The organism is Proteus sp. G2675 (genome assembly GCF_963886535.1).
Lineage (GTDB): Bacteria > Pseudomonadota > Gammaproteobacteria > Enterobacterales > Enterobacteriaceae > Proteus > Proteus mirabilis.
This window is the reverse complement of sequence record NZ_CAWPCB010000035.1, coordinates 1-16,397: the sequence shown is the minus strand read 5'-3', so window position 1 is coordinate 16,397 and position 16,397 is coordinate 1. Positions and strand designations below refer to the sequence as shown.

Sequence of the window (16,397 nt, the reverse complement as noted above, 5' to 3'; positions counted from 1 at the left end):
CAAAATATGAGTATTGAAATTAATCATGTCACAAAATATTTTGATCGCACTGAAGTGTTGCATGACGTGAATTTAACGGTCAATTCCGGTGAAATGATGGCGCTATTGGGGCCATCAGGCTCAGGTAAAACCACATTATTACGTATCATTGCAGGACTTGAGCATCAAACGGAAGGTAAAATCTGTTTTGCAGGGCAAGATGTCAGTCGCTTACATGCTCGCGAGCGCAAAGTTGGGTTTGTTTTCCAACATTATGCACTGTTTCGCCATATGACGGTATTTGAAAATATTGCCTTTGGCTTAAGCGTATTACCACGTCGCGAACGTCCTAACAAAGCCGCGATTGATAAAAAAGTCACGCAATTATTAGAGATGATCCAACTGCCTCATTTAGCACAGCGTTATCCTGCACAACTTTCAGGAGGGCAAAAACAGCGCGTAGCTTTAGCGAGAGCATTGGCTGTAGAGCCGCAAATTTTATTACTCGATGAGCCTTTCGGTGCGTTAGATGCCAAAGTGAGAACTGAATTACGCAGTTGGTTACGGGAATTACATAGTGAGCTTAAATTTACCAGTGTTTTTGTCACCCATGATCAACAAGAAGCAATGGAAGTCGCTGATCGCATCGTTATTATGGGAAATGGCAAAATCGAACAAGTGGGTACACCGCAACAAGTTTGGCATACGCCTGAAAGTCGCTTTGTTTTAGAATTTCTCGGAGATGTTAATCATCTCCAAGGTGAAATTAATGGTGCGCAATTACAAATTGCTGGCTATCACTTACCTTTATCGGTTACGCCGCTCTATCAAGGCAAAGTTGATGTTTTTTTGCGTCCTTGGGAAATTTCACTTAGCCCGCATAGTGATAGCTTATGTAAACTTCCCGTCAAAGTAATAGAAGTGACTCCTAAAGGACACTATTGGCAATTGGTTTTACAGCCTATTGAGTGGGGAAATACGCCAATTAGCGCGGTATGGAATGATATGACATCAATACCCCATAAAGGTGATATTTACTATATGGGCGGTGCAAAAGCGCGGTTATATGCACAAGATCGTCCCTTAACAACAGTTTCACTGGCATACACAGCTTAAAAAAATAGCATTATTCTTTTATTACAGTTAATGACTGCCCATGCAGATTTTTTTGCATGGGTATTTTGGCTATTGAGTAAAACTAACTATACAGGCTATAACACGAAAAAGAATAAAATCTATTAAAAAATGTTAATTTTATTGCGTTAATAAGTTAAATATGATTTCTTCATTAATACAAACAAATAAATGATCAGGGATTTATTGTGGCAGGCTTAGAACAATTTATTGGTAATACACCATTGGTCAAATTACAACGACTTTCACAAGGATTAGATGCAGAAATATGGGTTAAGCTTGAAGGCAATAATCCGGCGGGTTCTGTGAAAGATAGAGCCGCGTTATCGATGATTGAGCAAGCTGAATTACGCGGTGAAATTAAACCTGGCGATACATTAATTGAGGCAACCAGTGGTAATACAGGGATTGCTTTAGCGATGATAGCGGCAGTAAAAGGTTATCGACTAAAATTATTAATGCCAGAAAATATGAGTAAAGAGCGTCAAGCATCCATGCAAGCGTATGGCGCCGAGCTTATTTTGGTTAGCCGCGAAATTGGTATGGAAGGGGCGAGAGATTTAGCGCAAGAAATGGAGCGTAAAGGTGAAGGGAAGGTATTAGATCAGTTTAATAACCCCGATAACCCTCGAGCGCATTTTACTTCAACTGGACCTGAAATTTGGCAACAGACTCAAGGGCGCATTACCCATTTTGTTTCTAGCATGGGAACAACAGGTACGATAACTGGGGTGGGGAGTTACCTAAAAACGCAATCGGACACAGTAAAAATTGTCGGTTTACAACCGGAAGAAAAAAGTCAAATTCCGGGTATTCGTCGTTGGTCTCCAGCCTATTTACCCGGTATTTTTCGAAAAGAGTTGGTTGATAGTGTTATAGATATGTCCCAAACAGAAGCAGAACAAACCATGCGCCTATTAGCGAGTAAAGAAGGTATATTCTGTGGCGTTAGTTCTGGGGGAGCCGTAGCTGGTGCAATACGCGTTGCTAAAGAGAACCCAGGGGCTGTGATTGTGGCTATTATTTGTGATAGAGGCGATCGCTATTTATCAACTGGGGTGTTTGGTTGAGTTTTCTGCCCTCGTTAAAGCTTATTCGCTTGCATATAAAAACCGCCACAGAGGAAATGTGGCGGTTTAAAAGTGAGAACAGATTAAAAATTATTTTTTGATCTGCATTACAACGGTTTCACCAACAGTTACTGGGCCTGTCATTTTAGTTAAACCTTGGATTTCATCCATATTAGAAATCACAACCGGTGTTAATACCGATTTTGCTTTTTCTTCTAAAACAGCTAAATCAAATTCTAAAACAGTATCACCGACTTTAACTTGTTGACCTTCTTCAGCGATACGTTTAAATCCTTCACCTTTTAGTTCAACTGTGTCGATACCGAAGTGGACAAATAATTCGATACCGTTGTCAGACTCAATAGAGAAAGCATGGTTAGTCTCGAAAATTTTACCGATAGTACCATCAACTGGTGCAACAATTTTATGACCAGCAGGTTTGATAGCAATACCGTCACCTACAATTTTTTCAGCGAAAACAACATCAGGAACATCTTCGATATTGACGATTTCACCAGAAAGTGGTGCAACAATATCAATCGTGCCACTGCCTTTCTTTTCCTCTGAAACCAGTGATTTTAATTTATCAAACAGACCCATGAATCTTCTCCTAATTATTTTAGTTGGGACCGGGCTCTGGCTAACGTTATTAGCACAGTGTTTTTTCTTTAGTAAAAGTTTCTACTAAGTCCATTAATTCCTTTGCAGTCGGCTGAGCAAGTGCTTGCTCTGCCAGTGCTTTTGCATCATCAAAATTGGCGTTACGAATAATTTTTTTGATGCGAGGAATTGATATAGCACTCATACTAAACTCATCTAATCCCATGCCCAGAAGCAACATTGTTGCCCGTTCATCCCCGGCAAGCTCACCACACATTCCAGTCCATTTACCTTCAGCGTGTGATGCATCAATCACCTGTTTAATCAGATTAAGTACAGCAGGTGACATTGGATTATATAGATGAGATATCAGCTCATTTCCACGGTCTACAGCCAGAGTATATTGTGTTAGATCGTTAGTCCCAATACTGAAAAAGTCAACTTCTTTTGCCATATGGCGAGCCATAACAGCCGCTGCTGGCGTTTCAACCATAACACCGACTTCGATAGATTCATCAAAAGGCTTATTTTCTTCACGAAGCTGGCTTTTCAGTATTTCAAGTTCCGCTTTCAATGCTCGGATCTCTTCAACAGAGATAATCATTGGAAACATAATACGTAGTTTACCAAAAGCAGACGCTCTTAAGATAGCACGTAATTGTGGATGAAGGATCTCTTTGCGGTCAAGACAAATACGAATTGCACGCCAACCTAAGAATGGATTCTCTTCTTTCGGTAAATTCATGTAAGGTAAGTCTTTATCGCCACCAATATCCATAGTACGGATAATGACCGCAGGACTGCCTACCGCTTCAGCCACAGCTTTATAAGCTTGGAATTGCTCTTCTTCTGTTGGTAAGGAATCTCTATCCATAAATAGGAATTCAGTACGATAGAGTCCAACACCTTCCGCACCATTACGCTCAGCACCTGCGACATCACGTACAGTACCTATATTAGCGCAAACTTCAACTTGATGCCCATCAAGGGTAATTGCTGGTAAATCTTTTAGTTTTGCCAGCTCTTCTTTTTCATGTAGGTACTCTTCTTTGATAGCCTTTAATGCTTCGAGCTCTTCATCAGAAGGATTAATAATGATTTTATTGTTAATCGCATCAAGAACCAGATAATCTTCTTTTTTAATGGTTTCTGTTGCATTAGATGTGCCAACAATCGCTGGGATCTCTAAAGAGCGTGCCATGATAGAGGTGTGTGATGTTCTACCCCCTAAGTCAGTGATAAAGCCTAACACATTGTCTAAGCTAAGCTGCGCTGTTTCTGATGGCGTTAAATCTGTAGCAACTAAAATCACTTTTTCAGAAATAGCACTTAAATCGATAATTGGCATCTCTAAGATATTACGCATTAAGCGCTTACCAATATCACGAACGTCAGCCGCACGCTCTTTTAAGTACTCATCATCTAAGGCTTCTAATGCGGTTGCCTGATCTTCAATAACAGATTGAACCGCTGCTTCTGCGGTTTTCTTGTCACTTTTGATGAGGGATATGATCTCTTGTTCGAGTTCCTCATCTTCTAATAACATAATATGGCCTTCAAAAATCTCAGCTTTATCGGCACCAAGATTTTTTTCAGCACGGGCTTTAATGATTTCTAGTTGTTGCGCTGATTTATTACGACCATCTTTAAAACGTTCGATTTGGGTGTCAACTTCGTCACTTTGGATTTTACGTTGGCTAATAATAATAGGTTCTTCTTTAAGTAGAAGAGCTTGACCAAATGCGATACCCGGTGAAGCTAAAATTCCTGAAATCATAATTTATCCTACGACTTGCTGGTGATAATTTTAAAAAAATAGGATCAAGAGACACTGCTGTTTTAAAATCATCGAGTTATAAATTCCCCTGAGCGATTTTCAGGGGAAAATAGGACGTTAATGAATAGCGAAAGGTAACTGGATTACTCTAACTCAGCCATTAACTTAACTAAATGTTCTACTGCTTGTTTTTCATCTTCGCCTTCAGCAGAAATAGTGACTACAGTACCTTGGGTTAATCCTAAAGTTTGTAATTTGAATAAGCTCTTCGCGCTGGCTGATTTACCACCAGAAATAAGACTAATATCAGAAGAGAAAGTTTTAGCCTCTTTTACTAACTGTGCTGCAGGACGAGTATGTAAGCCGTTTGGTGCTGTAATAGTAACTTCTTGCTGGTACATAGGATTTTTTCCTTTTATAACTCAATTATTCACATTAAGTCAGGACTTAGTAAGTGTAGATGAAATTGTCCTGCTTTGCGTAGCAATATCAGATAATATAAGCCATGTTACGTTATCCGATAAAAATAGTCCCCAGAAATTGAAAGCAGTGCTATTTTTATCACTTGCCTATTTTCTGATTAATTTCGACCTTCGAAATAATTACTTGATTAAATACTAAACTCGACAGAATAAATCACCTATCTGGATAACAAAGTTTGATCTCTACCACAAAAAAAGCACCCTGAAGGTGCTTTTTTAATAAATATTTTACATTTTAGGTGACGCGATTTAGCTGTCAGAGATATCAGCAAAAAGTGGGGTGCTGAGATAACGTTCACCTGAAGAAGGTAAAATCACTACGATTTCCTTATTAGCAAATTCTGGCTCTTTAGCTAATTTCACTGCAGCCGCAATTGCCGCACCGGATGAAATACCCGCTAAAATACCTTCTTTGGTCATAACGTCACGAGCTGTTTCAAATGCTTCTTCGTTAGTAATTTGGATCACGCGATCTAATAGTGATAACTCTAAGTTTTCAGGGATAAAACCTGCACCAATACCTTGGATTTTATGTGGACCAGGCTTAATTTCTTCACCTGCTAATGCTTGGCTAATAACAGGAGAATCTTTAGGTTCTACCGCAACCATGGTGACAGCTTTACCTTGAGTATTTTTCAAATAGCGACCAATACCCGTGATGGTACCACCCGTTCCGACACCTGCGATAACTACATCAACTTTGCCATCAGTGTCATTCCAAATTTCAGGGCCTGTGGTTTTCTCATGAATTTCTGGGTTTGCTGGATTACTAAATTGTTGTAGTAGAAGGTAACGGCTAGGATCGCTATCACGAATTTCGTTCGCTTTATCAATCGCTCCCTTCATACCTTTAGCGCCTTCAGTTAACACAAGGTTAGCGCCTAATGCTTTTAATAATTTACGGCGCTCAATACTCATGGTATCAGGCATAGTCAGTGTCAGCTTATAGCCACGTGCAGCAGCTACATAAGCCAAGGCAATCCCAGTATTACCACTGGTTGGCTCAACTAGCTCTACGCCGGGTTTCAGGATACCTTTTTTTTCTGCATCCCAAATCATATTTGCACCGATACGGCATTTTACACTAAAGCTTGGATTACGAGATTCTACTTTAGCTAAGATATTGCCATTACCGAAATGTTTTAAACGAACTAGGGGGGTATGGCCAATAGTTTGCGAGTTATCTTCGAAAATTTTGCTCATTTTTATCCTCGGTACATGATTTTTTATAAGGTCAGATGAAATTACCATACGCCATCAAGCAAAAGATGGAAATAAGCTTTATGAATATCCTTATAACTTTTTTTACTTTTTATTCCAAAAGATTCTAATCACAATGAAACCAGTGGTATTACCACTGGCCTGCTTGTACATGTTGATGACGATATCGATCACACCACATGGCAGTGGCACCACAAATTGCAACCGGCATAATGACTAGGTTTAAGATTGGGATCATAGTGAAGATATTAATTACCATACCAAATTGTAAATTGTTCCATTTGTCTTTTTTCAGCGTTGATTTCATTTTGGCGAAAGAGACTTTATGGTTATCGAATGGAAAGTCGTTATATTGGATTGCCATCATCCAAGCACCAAATATAAACCAAAGAATTGGGGCGATAGTTTGTCCAACAACGGGAACAAAATAGAGCAATAACAATACAATGGCTCTTGGCAAATAATAAACGACCTTGATGATTTCTCGTTTTAAAATACGTGGAATATCTTTTGTAATACCTAATAAGCCGGTATCCGGAGGATTAATACCCGTTATTTGGCCTTCTAATTTTTCCGCTAATAATCCATTAAAAGGCGAAGCGATAATATTGGCTATGGTGCTAAAGAAATAGGTAAAGACCAGCAAAATAAAAATAACTGACAGTGGCCAGATAACATAGCTTAACCACTGTAGCCAATCAGGGACTTTTTCCATCATCCAATTGACCATTTCACCAATCTGGCCATATAACCACCAAAAGGCACTACCGAGAATAATAATATTGGCAAGTAAGGGTAAAATAACAAAACGTTTTAGACCCGGGCGAGTAATTAATCGCCACCCAAGTGCAAAATAGTGAAATCCATTTAAATTTTTGGTCGATTCTGTCAAATTTGTCATACTTCCTATTCTCTCCTATAAGGGCAAGCTAGTATCATATAGAGAGATAATCAGCCTTACTAGTGATAAATTGTCTAAAAAATGCGCATAAGGTATTGAAGAGTGTATCTTTGTGACAAGAAAATTAAGTATTGGCTTGCACTTATAAGCATTGGCAAATACTCTTAGTAAAAGTAATATTCGCCATTGTGGCTATTAAACCTCAAGACAACAGAGATAGAAATGATGCAGCAAAATTTGCGTCTGATATTAATCGTTGTTGGTGCGATTTTAATCATAGCTTTGTTATTACACGGCTTATGGATTGGTCGAAAAGAGCGTTCTAAGCTTTTCCGTAATCGCCCAGTAAAACGTCAGAAACAGAATTATCAGTCAGATGAGAACGATGATGAACCCCAGTATACTGAGGCAAATCATCAGATGTCGTCTTTAACTTCAACGCAGGAGGCTCAAAGTGTGCCACCGGTTAAATCGGAGCCAACACTTGCGCCACAATCCTCAGTTGCAGATAAAGATCCACTTATGTCTGGAACACCAGCACAGGGACATTCTAACGATACTTCATTACAACGAGAGCCTAGTCTTGGTGTTTTTGATGTTATTGAACAAAATAATGACTCTGCGCCTCAGCAAAAACAACCGATACCCGAAGTAGAGGTAAACCATGCTGATGTAAAAGAAGGTGATATTAGTGAGACAAAACTTGCCGATGTAGAGCCGATACCAGAATCGTCGAACTCTGTTGCTAGTGATGAAATACATACCACTGATACAGATAGGCCATTGGATGCTGAAACCTCATCTGATGTGAAACAAGCTGAGCAAGCTTTATCCGGAACAGAAGAGCCAAAAGCAGAAGAAGAGCTGGTATTAGTATTAAATGTCAGCGCTCATCATGGTCAAATGCTTGACGGTGAGGTGTTAATGCAGAGCATTATTCAAGCGGGTTTCCAGTTTGGTGCGATGAATATTTTCCATCGACATCTTAACCCGACGGGTAATGGCCCTGTATTGTTTAGTCTTGCCAATATGGTAAAACCGGGTACTTTCAATATTGATACGATGGCTGAATTAACCACGCCTGGCGTATCCATGTTTATGATGGTGCCATCTTATGGTGATGCTAATCAAAACTTTAAATTGATGTTGCAAGCAGCTCAGCGTATTGCCTCTGATGTGGGCGGTGTTGTGCTTGATGAAGAGCGCAAACTGTTAACACCACAAAAAATTGAACTTTATAAATCTAGAATTCGTAGAACACTAGATTTACATCAATAGTCTTTTTATCAAAAGCTCGCTTGCGGTGCTAGGTTGGATAGATTTAAAGAAATCAGGAAAATTAATGACTTGATTTTCGGCTGATAATACAAAGTGGGGAAACTTGGTTTTTCTCACATTGCCAACAACCTCAGCCCCCGCTTGCGGGGGCTTTTCTTTCTTTGGTGATACCTCATGAATCAAAATATTCAACAACAAATTGATGAACTTCGCGTTACACTACGTCACCATGAATATCTCTATCATGTCATGGACGCACCTGAAATTCCTGATGCTGAATACGATCGCTTAATGAATAAGCTAAAAGCATTAGAAGCCGAACATCCTGAACTCATTACCCCAGATTCTCCTACTCAACGGGTAGGGGCATTACCTTTAACGGCTTTTGAGCAAGTTAGACATGAAATTCCAATGCTCTCTTTAGATAATGCTTTTGATGAAACAACCTATTTAGCATTTGATAAACGTTTACGTGAACGTCTGAAAAATAATGAAGAGATCACTTTTTGTTGTGAATTAAAATTAGATGGACTTGCGGTAAGTCTACTGTATGAAAATGGTCGCTTAGTACAAGCTGCAACCCGTGGTGATGGTACCACTGGAGAAAATATTACTGAGAATGTCAGAACCATTAAAGCCATTCCTTTGCGTTTATATGGCGATAATATCCCCGCACGAATTGAAATTCGTGGAGAAGTCTTTATGACTGAAAAAGGGTTTGAGCATTTAAATGAAGAAGCTCGACGCACGGGAGGAAAAGTATTTGCTAATCCTCGTAATGCAGCAGCGGGTTCATTACGTCAGTTAGATCCTCGTATTACAGCCAAGCGCCCTTTGACTTTCTTCTGTTATGGTGTTGGCGTGCTTGAAGGCGGTGAATTACCGACAAGCCATTATGCACGTTTACAGCAATTTAAAAAATGGGGATTACCTGTTAGTGATGCTATTAAATTATGTACCGGAACTAAAGCTGTACTTGATTTTTACCATCATGTAGCAGAAATTCGCCCTAATCTAGGCTTTGATATTGATGGTGTGGTTATCAAAGTAGATGATATAGCTCTACAAGAAGAGTTGGGATTTGTGTCTCGTGCTCCCCGTTGGGCGATTGCTTACAAATTCCAAGCCCAAGAGCAGATGACGGTGATTAAAGATGTTGAATTTCAAGTGGGGCGTACAGGGGCGATTACACCTGTCGCTCGTTTAGATCCCGTACAAGTGGCAGGGGTAATAGTCAGTAATGCCACACTTCATAATGCTGATGAAATTGAACGTTTAGGATTACGTATTGGTGATACGGTGGTTATTCGCCGTGCAGGCGATGTTATTCCTCAGGTTGTGAGTGTGATTGAAGAAAAACGCCCTGAGAATGCACAAGAAATTGTTTTTCCAACCCAATGCCCTATTTGTCAATCTGATATTGAGCGTATAGAAGGTGAGGCTGTTGCCCGCTGCACGGGGGGATTAATTTGTGCAGCGCAACGTAAAGAGGCGCTTAAACATTTCGTTTCTCGTCGTGCGATGGATGTTGACGGCATGGGAGATAAAATTATCGACCAATTGGTTGAAAAAGAGTATGTCAAAACACCGGCTGATTTATTCCGTTTAGATGAAAAGATCTTATCTGGTTTAGAACGTATGGGGGAGAAATCAGCCAAAAAACTGCTTAATGCATTAGAAAAAGCAAAATCAACCACTTTTGCCCGTTTTATCTATGCCCTTGGTATTCGTGAAGTAGGAGAAGCAACGGCCAATGGATTAACCGCTCATTTTGTTTCATTAGAGGCATTACGTGAAGCAAATATTGAAGCCTTAAAGGCAGTTCCTGATGTGGGTGATATTGTTGCAAAGCATGTGGTTAATTTTTTCCAAGAAGAACATAATAAAAATGTGATTGATCAACTTGTTAATGACATTGGCATTACTTGGCCGGCACCGGTTGTGGCTACTCATGAAGCAGGTGATAATCCTTTTGCTGGTAAAACAGTCGTGCTGACAGGCTCTCTTTCTCAATTAACGCGAGATGAAGCAAAAGATAGATTAGTTGCACTTGGTGCAAAAGTGAGTGGTAGCGTTTCGAAAAAGACAGATATGGTCATTGCTGGTGAAGCGGCGGGTTCTAAATTAGCCAAAGCAAATGAATTAGGTATTACTGTTATTGATGAAGACGAAATGATCCGCTTGCTTGATCAATCTAAATAATCGTTTACAATAAACTTAGATGCTATTGAGAGCAGTTCTCAGTAGCATCTTTAACTTAAGCTAAATTCACATTTCGTGTTACTTAAGTTACTCCTAAAGTGTGATCAACCTATCTTATTTAATAAATAGTGTGTATATGGTTTCACTGTATTGTGACAATAATCACATCGTAATGTTACGCGTTACATAAAATGCTCTCCAAGATTTATTTTTATTTTTGGAGCATGCATGTCTTCTATCATTCACTTTGTTTTGGCTCTCGCAGTTATTGGTGCATTAGCATTTATTGCAAGTAATAACCGCAAAGGGATCCGTCTGCGTTATATTGTGCAGTTATTAATTATTGAAATCGCATTGGCATGGTTCTTCCTCAATTCTGATATTGGTGAAGGCTTTGTCCGTGGTTTCGCTGGGCTATTTGATCACTTATTAGGTTATGCCGCACAAGGTACTGAGTTTGTCTTCGGTGGTATGATGAAAGGTGGTCTAGCATTCTTCTTCTTGAATGTATTATGTCCCATCATCTTTATTTCTGCATTAATTGGTATTTTGCAACATATCAAAGTATTGCCTTTCGTGATCCGCATTATCGGTACAGTGCTGTCCAAAGTGAACGGTATGGGGAAACTAGAATCGTTTAATGCGGTTAGCTCCTTAGTACTTGGCCAATCTGAGAACTTTATCGCTTATAAAGATGTATTGGGCAAAATGTCTCAGCGCCGTATGTACACTATGGCGGCGACAGCGATGTCTACGGTATCAATGTCAATTGTTGGTGCTTATATGACTATGCTTGATCCTAAATACGTTGTTGCTGCACTGGTTCTGAATATGTTCAGTACTTTCGTTATCCTATCAGTGATTAACCCATATTCTGTTGAAAATGAAGAAGATATTCAGATGGGGAATCTGCATGAAGGTCAAAGCTTCTTCGAAATGTTAGGTGAATATATCTTAGCTGGTTTCAAAGTTGCTTTAATCGTTGCGGCAATGTTGATTGGTTTTATCGCATTAATTGCTGCGGTAAACGCTATCTTTAGTATGATTTTCGGTATTAGTTTCCAAGATTGCTTAGGTTATGTTTTCTATCCATTAGCATGGGTGATTGGTATACCTGAGCAAGATGCATTACGTGTAGGTAGTGTGATGGCAACTAAATTAGTCTCTAATGAATTCGTCGCGATGGGAAGCTTGCAAGATCTGGCTGCTGAATTAACACCACGCTCTGTTGGGATCTTATCTGTCTTCTTAGTCTCATTTGCTAACTTCTCTTCTATCGGTATTGTTGCAGGGGCTATTAAAGGTCTGAACGAAATGCAAGGTAATGTGGTTTCTCGTTTTGGTCTTAAATTACTATTTGGTTCTACGCTAGTTAGCTTCTTATCTGCTGCTATCACAGGCCTGTTTGTTTAATCATTGAGATAAGACAGATAGCATGTGAAATAAATAACAATGTAAGATGGATAACTTAGTTATCATGTAACATAAATCAAGCAGTACCCGTCGGTACTGCTTTTTTTATCGTTAAATTACCTTATAATCCTTATCATTCCTTCTCGATAAAGCGATAGAGATCATGCTAGAAAAACAGCATCTTATTGATATAGCCAACACACAAATGCCATTTGGTAAATATAAAGGGCGAATGCTGGTGGATTTACCTGAAGAGTATTTATTGTGGTTTGCCAAGAAAGGCACCTTCCCTGAAGGAAAGCTAGGGCAACTAATGGAAATGACCCTAGCAATTAAAATTGATGGCTTAGAAGGGTTACTAAAACCATTAAAGCAGTCGCGTTAATCAGGCTCTGTAGGTAACTTATCCGCTATTAGTGCGTTAATAACTTTATGACTCAATTCAATAAACATAGCTTGTTCTGCAGGTGTTAATTGCGCTTGTAGCTTCTGTGCGTTCTGTTTTCGGCCTAAAGCGGCTCTTGCTAAAAAAGCTTTACCTTCATCTGTTAAATGCGTAATTAATTCACGTTTATCTTTCTTAGAACGATCCTGAGCAATAAAACCTAATGATTTTAATCCTCGCATAAACTTAGATAAATTTTGGCGTGAGATAGCTAAAATTTCACAAAGTTGAGATGGCGTTAAATCACCGCGTAAACGCAATAATTCTAAAATATCATATTGTCCCCAAGTTACTTGCTCTGGTGTATAACGGGTGCGTTGTGCAACCAGAGTACACTGTAAAAGCGATAGGGCGTTTTCTAGCTCAAGTTGCTCCATTAGTACCTACATTTTTCTATCAAATTAATTGAAGTTAATAATAACAGCTCATTTTAGCTGAAGAAAATTTATATTGATTAACTTTAGTTAATCAAATATCCTATTTAACATGATTAACTAAAGTTAATTACTTAAACTAAGTGAACTGAGGTGAATATGAGTTATTTTGAAGGCAAAACGGTGTTAGTGACTGGGGCTGCAACAGGAGTAGGGGAAGGCGTTGCCCAACGATTATATCAAGCGGGTGCAACAGTCTTTATAAGTGGACGACAATTAGAACAGGTTAAAAAAACCGCTTACACAATCGATCCTACAGGTGAAAAAGTCATAGCATTACAAGCAGATATGACATCACCTGAGCAAGTTAAAAGCATGTTTGAAGCAATATTAGCACAAACAGGCGCATTACATGGATTAGTGAATAATGCAGGTATTACAGGTCCGCATAATACATCGATTGTTGATTATAATATTGATGATTGGAAAGCGGTTATGGATACCGATATTAACGGCGTATTTTACGGATTGAAATATGGTATTCCGGCCTTACTAAGAAGTGGTGGAGGGAGTATCGTTAATTTATCTTCGACAAATGGTATTGTCGGTATTGCCGGAATTTCTGCTTATACTGCAGCCAAACATGCTGTGTTAGGGATCACCCGTTCAGCTGCCTTGGAATTTGCACAGCAAGGTATACGTGTGAATGCAATAGGGCCTGGGTATGTAGACACACCGCGAATGCAACAGTTACCGGATGAAGTTCGTCAATGGATGGCATCAACACATCCGATGAAGAGAATGGCAACGCGAAAAGAAGTGGCTAATATGGTGGCTTTTTTACTTTCAGATGAGAGTAGTTTTTCAACAGGCGCTTTTTATGCGGTAGATGGGGGATATACTGCGCAGTAGTTTTATCTTTGCGGGTAGTGTGAATCACTAATTAAGTGAATACATTGGTGAAAATAAAAAATCCTGAAGATTTCTCTTCAGGATCTTAAGATTCTGGTGGAGCTAAGCGGGATCGAACCGCTGACCTCTTGCATGCCATGCAAGCGCTCTCCCAACTGAGCTATAACCCCACATAATGGATTGTTCAAAAGTATATTGGTGGAGCTAAGCGGGATCGAACCGCTGACCTCTTGCATGCCATGCAAGCGCTCTCCCAGCTGAGCTATAGCCCCAACATACTGGAACGGGCTTGATAATAGGCAACAAGCACAATGCTGTCAATCACTTAATCTCACATTATTTATTGATTGATGAAAAAGAATACAAAAAAAGAGTCGCCGCTTAAAAATAAGTGACGACTCTTCGTTGTGAAATAAGATAATCAGCTCAATTAAGCTTGATTTTCTCTGTCAGTAATAAAATCTAATGCTTTATTAATACGAGCGATGCTACGAGCTTTACCAATAGCATGAACAGTAACATCTAGTGCAGGAGATTGACCCGCACCTGTGACAGCAACACGTAGAGGCATACCGACTTTACCCATACCAACTTCTAATTCTTCAGCGGTTTCTTGGATTGCTTTATGTACATTTTCCGCTGTCCAATCAGTAATTGCTGATAATTTATCACGAACTACTTCTAATGGTTGACGAGCGACAGGACGTAAGTGTTTTTTCGCCGCGGTTTCTTCGAAACTATCAAAGTCAACATAAAAGTAGTGACAACTTTCCGCCATCTCTTTTAATGTTTTGCAACGCTCGCCGAGTAATTTAATCAATTCAACCAGTGATGGGCCATTACTAGTATCAATATTTTGTTGTTTGATATGCCAATCTAGGTGTACGGCTACTTGTTCAGCAGGTAAGGTATTAATATAGTGATGGTTTAACCAAAGTAATTTGTCAGTATTAAACGCACTTGCTGATTTACTAATAGCTTCTAAAGTGAAATCTTTAATCATTTCATCGATGCTAAAGATCTCTTGGTCGCCATGAGACCAACCTAAACGTACTAAGTAGTTTAATAACGCTTCTGGTAAATAACCGTCATCACGATATTGCATTACACTTACTGCGTTATAGCGTTTAGATAATTTTTTACCATCATCACCTAAGATCATGGATACGTGTGCATATTCAGGTACTGGAGCACCAAGTGCTTTTAATATATTGATCTGACGTGGGGTATTGTTGATATGATCTTCACCACGAATAACGTGTGTAATTTCCATATCCCAGTCATCAATCACTACACAGAAATTATAGGTAGGTGAACCATCAGTACGACGGATAATTAAGTCATCAAGCTCTTGGTTACTAAACTCAATCGGGCCACGAATTTTGTCATCAAAAATCACAGATCCTTCTTGAGGATTTAAAAAACGAACTACATGAGGTTCATCTGGGGTATGGTTGTGATCACCGTGACGGCAACAACCATCGTAGCGAGGTTTCTCACCTTTCGCCATTTGATCTTCACGTAGTTTCTCTAAACGTTCTTTAGAACAATAACAACGATAAGCAGTACCAGCTGCTAACATTTGATCGATAACTTGATTATAACGATCAAAGCGTTTGGTTTGATAGTAAGGACCTTCATCCCAGTTTAGATTTAACCAATTCATACCGTCCATAATTGCATCAATGGCAGGTTGAGTAGAACGTTCTAAATCGGTGTCTTCAATACGCAGTACAAACTCACCCTTGTTGTGACGGCTAAATAACCAGGAATACAGTGCAGTACGAGCACCACCAACATGTAGATAGCCTGTAGGACTTGGTGCAAAACGGGTTTTTATTTTACTCATTGAGATTGCCTTAGTACGTTTTACTTATATTCTTTCTTATATAAGGAGCCAAAAATAGAAGATAAGTAACCGTGATTATCAAAAAAACGAAATTGTTGCTTTATTTTATCACTGGATGCTAATTCCTCAATGGCATTAAGCTTTTAACCTGCAGAAAAATTTCAAATAGGTTATTTTTTGTTTGACGAAGTAACAACAACGGATTATTTTGGTTAATTGCTGTGTCAGTTATGGTGCTAAAAAAAGCATCTTGACTAAAAATAAAACGAACGATCATTTTTACGATAAAAAACCGATAAAAATCGTTGACTCATAGCGCAGTATCCCTATAATGCACCCCATCACGACGGGCGGTTAGCTCAGTTGGTAGAGCATCTCCCTTACAAGGAGGAGGTCGTTGGTTCGAGCCCAATACCGCCCACCATTATTATTCGTTGTGATAGTTGTATTATTTAATGTAATTGGGCGGTTAGCTCAGTTGGTAGAGCATCTCCCTTACAAGGAGGAGGTCGTTGGTTCGAGCCCAATACCGCCCACCAATTACATTAAAGCGTGGTAATGAGAATTTAGTCATTATGAAGTGGGCGGTTAGCTCAGTTGGTAGAGCATCTCCCTTACAAGGAGGAGGTCGTTGGTTCGAGCCCAATACCGCCCACCACTTCATCAGGTTATTTTACGCAATATCACACAGTTAGGTATGGGTCGTTAGCTCAGTCGGTAGAGCAGTTGACTTTTAATCAATTGGTCGGGCGTTCGAGTC

14 protein-coding genes and 5 tRNA genes are annotated in these 16,397 nt (G+C 39.4%); 10 read left to right on the top strand and 9 right to left on the bottom strand.

Features of this window, described 5'->3' with window-relative positions; translation table 11 throughout:
* Window positions 1-6: 6 nt before the first annotated feature.
* Together cysA and cysM are read left to right on the top strand one after the other, a co-directional pair.
* A complete protein-coding gene (gene cysA, locus AACQ49_RS09175; RefSeq protein WP_004248424.1) occupies window positions 7-1,095 on the top strand; it encodes a sulfate/thiosulfate ABC transporter ATP-binding protein CysA in 1,089 nt (362 codons plus the stop codon).
* Window positions 1,096-1,301: 206 nt separating this feature from the next.
* Window positions 1,302-2,183: a cysteine synthase CysM gene (cysM, locus tag AACQ49_RS09170; RefSeq protein WP_004243801.1), complete on the top strand. Its 882-nt coding sequence runs from the start codon at window positions 1,302-1,304 to the stop codon at window positions 2,181-2,183.
* Between the two features lie 90 nt (window positions 2,184-2,273).
* Here cysM and crr read toward each other — a convergent pair whose 3' ends face one another.
* The 5 genes from crr to cysZ form a co-directional block, all read right to left on the bottom strand.
* On the bottom strand, window positions 2,274-2,783 hold the full coding sequence (gene crr, locus AACQ49_RS09165; RefSeq protein WP_004243800.1) for a PTS glucose transporter subunit IIA: 510 nt from the start codon (window positions 2,781-2,783) through the stop codon (window positions 2,274-2,276).
* 49 nt (window positions 2,784-2,832) lie between these two features.
* Complete coding sequence (gene ptsI, locus AACQ49_RS09160) at window positions 2,833-4,560, bottom strand: phosphoenolpyruvate-protein phosphotransferase PtsI (protein ID WP_004243799.1); 1,728 nt, start codon at window positions 4,558-4,560, stop codon at window positions 2,833-2,835.
* Window positions 4,561-4,703: 143 nt separating this feature from the next.
* On the bottom strand, window positions 4,704-4,961 hold the full coding sequence (gene ptsH / locus AACQ49_RS09155; RefSeq protein WP_004243798.1) for a phosphocarrier protein Hpr: 258 nt from the start codon (window positions 4,959-4,961) through the stop codon (window positions 4,704-4,706).
* Between the two features lie 330 nt (window positions 4,962-5,291).
* Window positions 5,292-6,245, bottom strand: a complete 954-nt coding sequence (cysK, locus tag AACQ49_RS09150) for a cysteine synthase A (protein WP_004248422.1) — start codon at window positions 6,243-6,245, stop codon at window positions 5,292-5,294.
* 148 nt (window positions 6,246-6,393) lie between these two features.
* Window positions 6,394-7,164, bottom strand: coding sequence for a sulfate transporter CysZ (gene cysZ / locus AACQ49_RS09145; protein ID WP_161779012.1), 771 nt, complete (start codon window positions 7,162-7,164; stop codon window positions 6,394-6,396).
* A 222-nt stretch (window positions 7,165-7,386) separates the two neighbouring features.
* On the opposite strand from cysZ, the gene zipA reads away from it, so the two are divergent.
* The 4 genes from zipA to AACQ49_RS09125 all read left to right on the top strand — a co-directional run bounded on the left by zipA (window position 7,387) and on the right by AACQ49_RS09125 (window position 12,442).
* On the top strand, window positions 7,387-8,442 hold the full coding sequence (gene zipA, locus AACQ49_RS09140; RefSeq protein WP_161779011.1) for a cell division protein ZipA: 1,056 nt from the start codon (window positions 7,387-7,389) through the stop codon (window positions 8,440-8,442).
* A 174-nt stretch (window positions 8,443-8,616) separates the two neighbouring features.
* Window positions 8,617-10,644, top strand: coding sequence for an NAD-dependent DNA ligase LigA (ligA, locus tag AACQ49_RS09135; RefSeq protein ID WP_004248419.1), 2,028 nt, complete (start codon window positions 8,617-8,619; stop codon window positions 10,642-10,644).
* A gap of 228 nt (window positions 10,645-10,872) precedes the next feature.
* Window positions 10,873-12,057 carry a NupC/NupG family nucleoside CNT transporter gene (locus AACQ49_RS09130; protein ID WP_004248418.1) on the top strand — a complete coding sequence of 395 codons (1,185 nt, stop codon included), beginning with the start codon at window positions 10,873-10,875 and terminating at the stop codon, window positions 12,055-12,057.
* Between the two features lie 163 nt (window positions 12,058-12,220).
* On the top strand, window positions 12,221-12,442 hold the full coding sequence (locus tag AACQ49_RS09125) for a DUF3820 family protein (RefSeq protein ID WP_004243788.1): 222 nt from the start codon (window positions 12,221-12,223) through the stop codon (window positions 12,440-12,442).
* Here AACQ49_RS09125 and AACQ49_RS09120 read toward each other — a convergent pair.
* Window positions 12,439-12,879: a MarR family winged helix-turn-helix transcriptional regulator gene (locus AACQ49_RS09120; RefSeq protein WP_004248417.1), complete on the bottom strand. Its 441-nt coding sequence runs from the start codon at window positions 12,877-12,879 to the stop codon at window positions 12,439-12,441. The genes AACQ49_RS09125 and AACQ49_RS09120 overlap by 4 nt on opposite strands.
* Window positions 12,880-13,035: 156 nt before the next feature.
* Between AACQ49_RS09120 and AACQ49_RS09115 the strand changes: the two genes are divergently transcribed.
* Entirely contained in the window at window positions 13,036-13,788 is a 753-nt protein-coding gene (locus tag AACQ49_RS09115) for an SDR family NAD(P)-dependent oxidoreductase (protein ID WP_012368117.1), read from the top strand.
* 94 nt (window positions 13,789-13,882) lie between these two features.
* On the opposite strand, the gene AACQ49_RS09110 is transcribed toward AACQ49_RS09115, so the two are convergent.
* The 3 genes from AACQ49_RS09110 to gltX all read right to left on the bottom strand — a co-directional run bounded on the left by AACQ49_RS09110 (window position 13,883) and on the right by gltX (window position 15,637).
* Window positions 13,883-13,958 (bottom strand) — tRNA-Ala (locus AACQ49_RS09110).
* Window positions 13,959-13,984: 26 nt separating this feature from the next.
* Window positions 13,985-14,060, bottom strand: a tRNA-Ala gene (locus AACQ49_RS09105).
* 158 nt (window positions 14,061-14,218) lie between these two features.
* Window positions 14,219-15,637 carry a glutamate--tRNA ligase gene (gltX, locus tag AACQ49_RS09100; protein ID WP_004243784.1) on the bottom strand — a complete coding sequence of 473 codons (1,419 nt, stop codon included), beginning with the start codon at window positions 15,635-15,637 and terminating at the stop codon, window positions 14,219-14,221.
* A 348-nt stretch (window positions 15,638-15,985) separates the two neighbouring features.
* Between gltX and AACQ49_RS09095 the strand changes: the two genes are divergently transcribed.
* From AACQ49_RS09095 to AACQ49_RS09085, 3 genes are all read left to right on the top strand, one after another.
* Window positions 15,986-16,061: transfer RNA gene (locus AACQ49_RS09095), tRNA-Val, on the top strand.
* A 39-nt stretch (window positions 16,062-16,100) separates the two neighbouring features.
* Window positions 16,101-16,176: transfer RNA gene (locus AACQ49_RS09090), tRNA-Val, on the top strand.
* Window positions 16,177-16,219: 43 nt separating this feature from the next.
* Window positions 16,220-16,295, top strand: a tRNA-Val gene (locus AACQ49_RS09085).
* Window positions 16,296-16,397: the final 102 nt, after the last annotated feature.

What these genes read in the sequence shown, in the direction of transcription:
- AACQ49_RS09120 (WP_004248417.1), bottom strand. Translation starts at nt 12,879, where the DNA reads ATGGAGCAACTTGAGCTAGAAAACGCCCTATCGCTTTTACAGTGTACT.
- AACQ49_RS09125 (WP_004243788.1), top strand. Translation starts at nt 12,221, where the DNA reads ATGCTAGAAAAACAGCATCTTATTGATATAGCCAACACACAAATGCCA.
- cysK (WP_004248422.1), bottom strand. Translation starts at nt 6,245, where the DNA reads ATGAGCAAAATTTTCGAAGATAACTCGCAAACTATTGGCCATACCCCC.
- crr (WP_004243800.1), bottom strand. Translation starts at nt 2,783, where the DNA reads ATGGGTCTGTTTGATAAATTAAAATCACTGGTTTCAGAGGAAAAGAAA.
- ptsH (WP_004243798.1), bottom strand. Translation starts at nt 4,961, where the DNA reads ATGTACCAGCAAGAAGTTACTATTACAGCACCAAACGGCTTACATACT.
- AACQ49_RS09130 (WP_004248418.1), top strand. Translation starts at nt 10,873, where the DNA reads ATGTCTTCTATCATTCACTTTGTTTTGGCTCTCGCAGTTATTGGTGCA.
- AACQ49_RS09115 (WP_012368117.1), top strand. Translation starts at nt 13,036, where the DNA reads ATGAGTTATTTTGAAGGCAAAACGGTGTTAGTGACTGGGGCTGCAACA.
- ligA (WP_004248419.1), top strand. Translation starts at nt 8,617, where the DNA reads ATGAATCAAAATATTCAACAACAAATTGATGAACTTCGCGTTACACTA.
- cysA (WP_004248424.1), top strand. Translation starts at nt 7, where the DNA reads ATGAGTATTGAAATTAATCATGTCACAAAATATTTTGATCGCACTGAA.
- cysZ (WP_161779012.1), bottom strand. Translation starts at nt 7,164, where the DNA reads ATGACAAATTTGACAGAATCGACCAAAAATTTAAATGGATTTCACTAT.
- gltX (WP_004243784.1), bottom strand. Translation starts at nt 15,637, where the DNA reads ATGAGTAAAATAAAAACCCGTTTTGCACCAAGTCCTACAGGCTATCTA.
- ptsI (WP_004243799.1), bottom strand. Translation starts at nt 4,560, where the DNA reads ATGATTTCAGGAATTTTAGCTTCACCGGGTATCGCATTTGGTCAAGCT.
- zipA (WP_161779011.1), top strand. Translation starts at nt 7,387, where the DNA reads ATGATGCAGCAAAATTTGCGTCTGATATTAATCGTTGTTGGTGCGATT.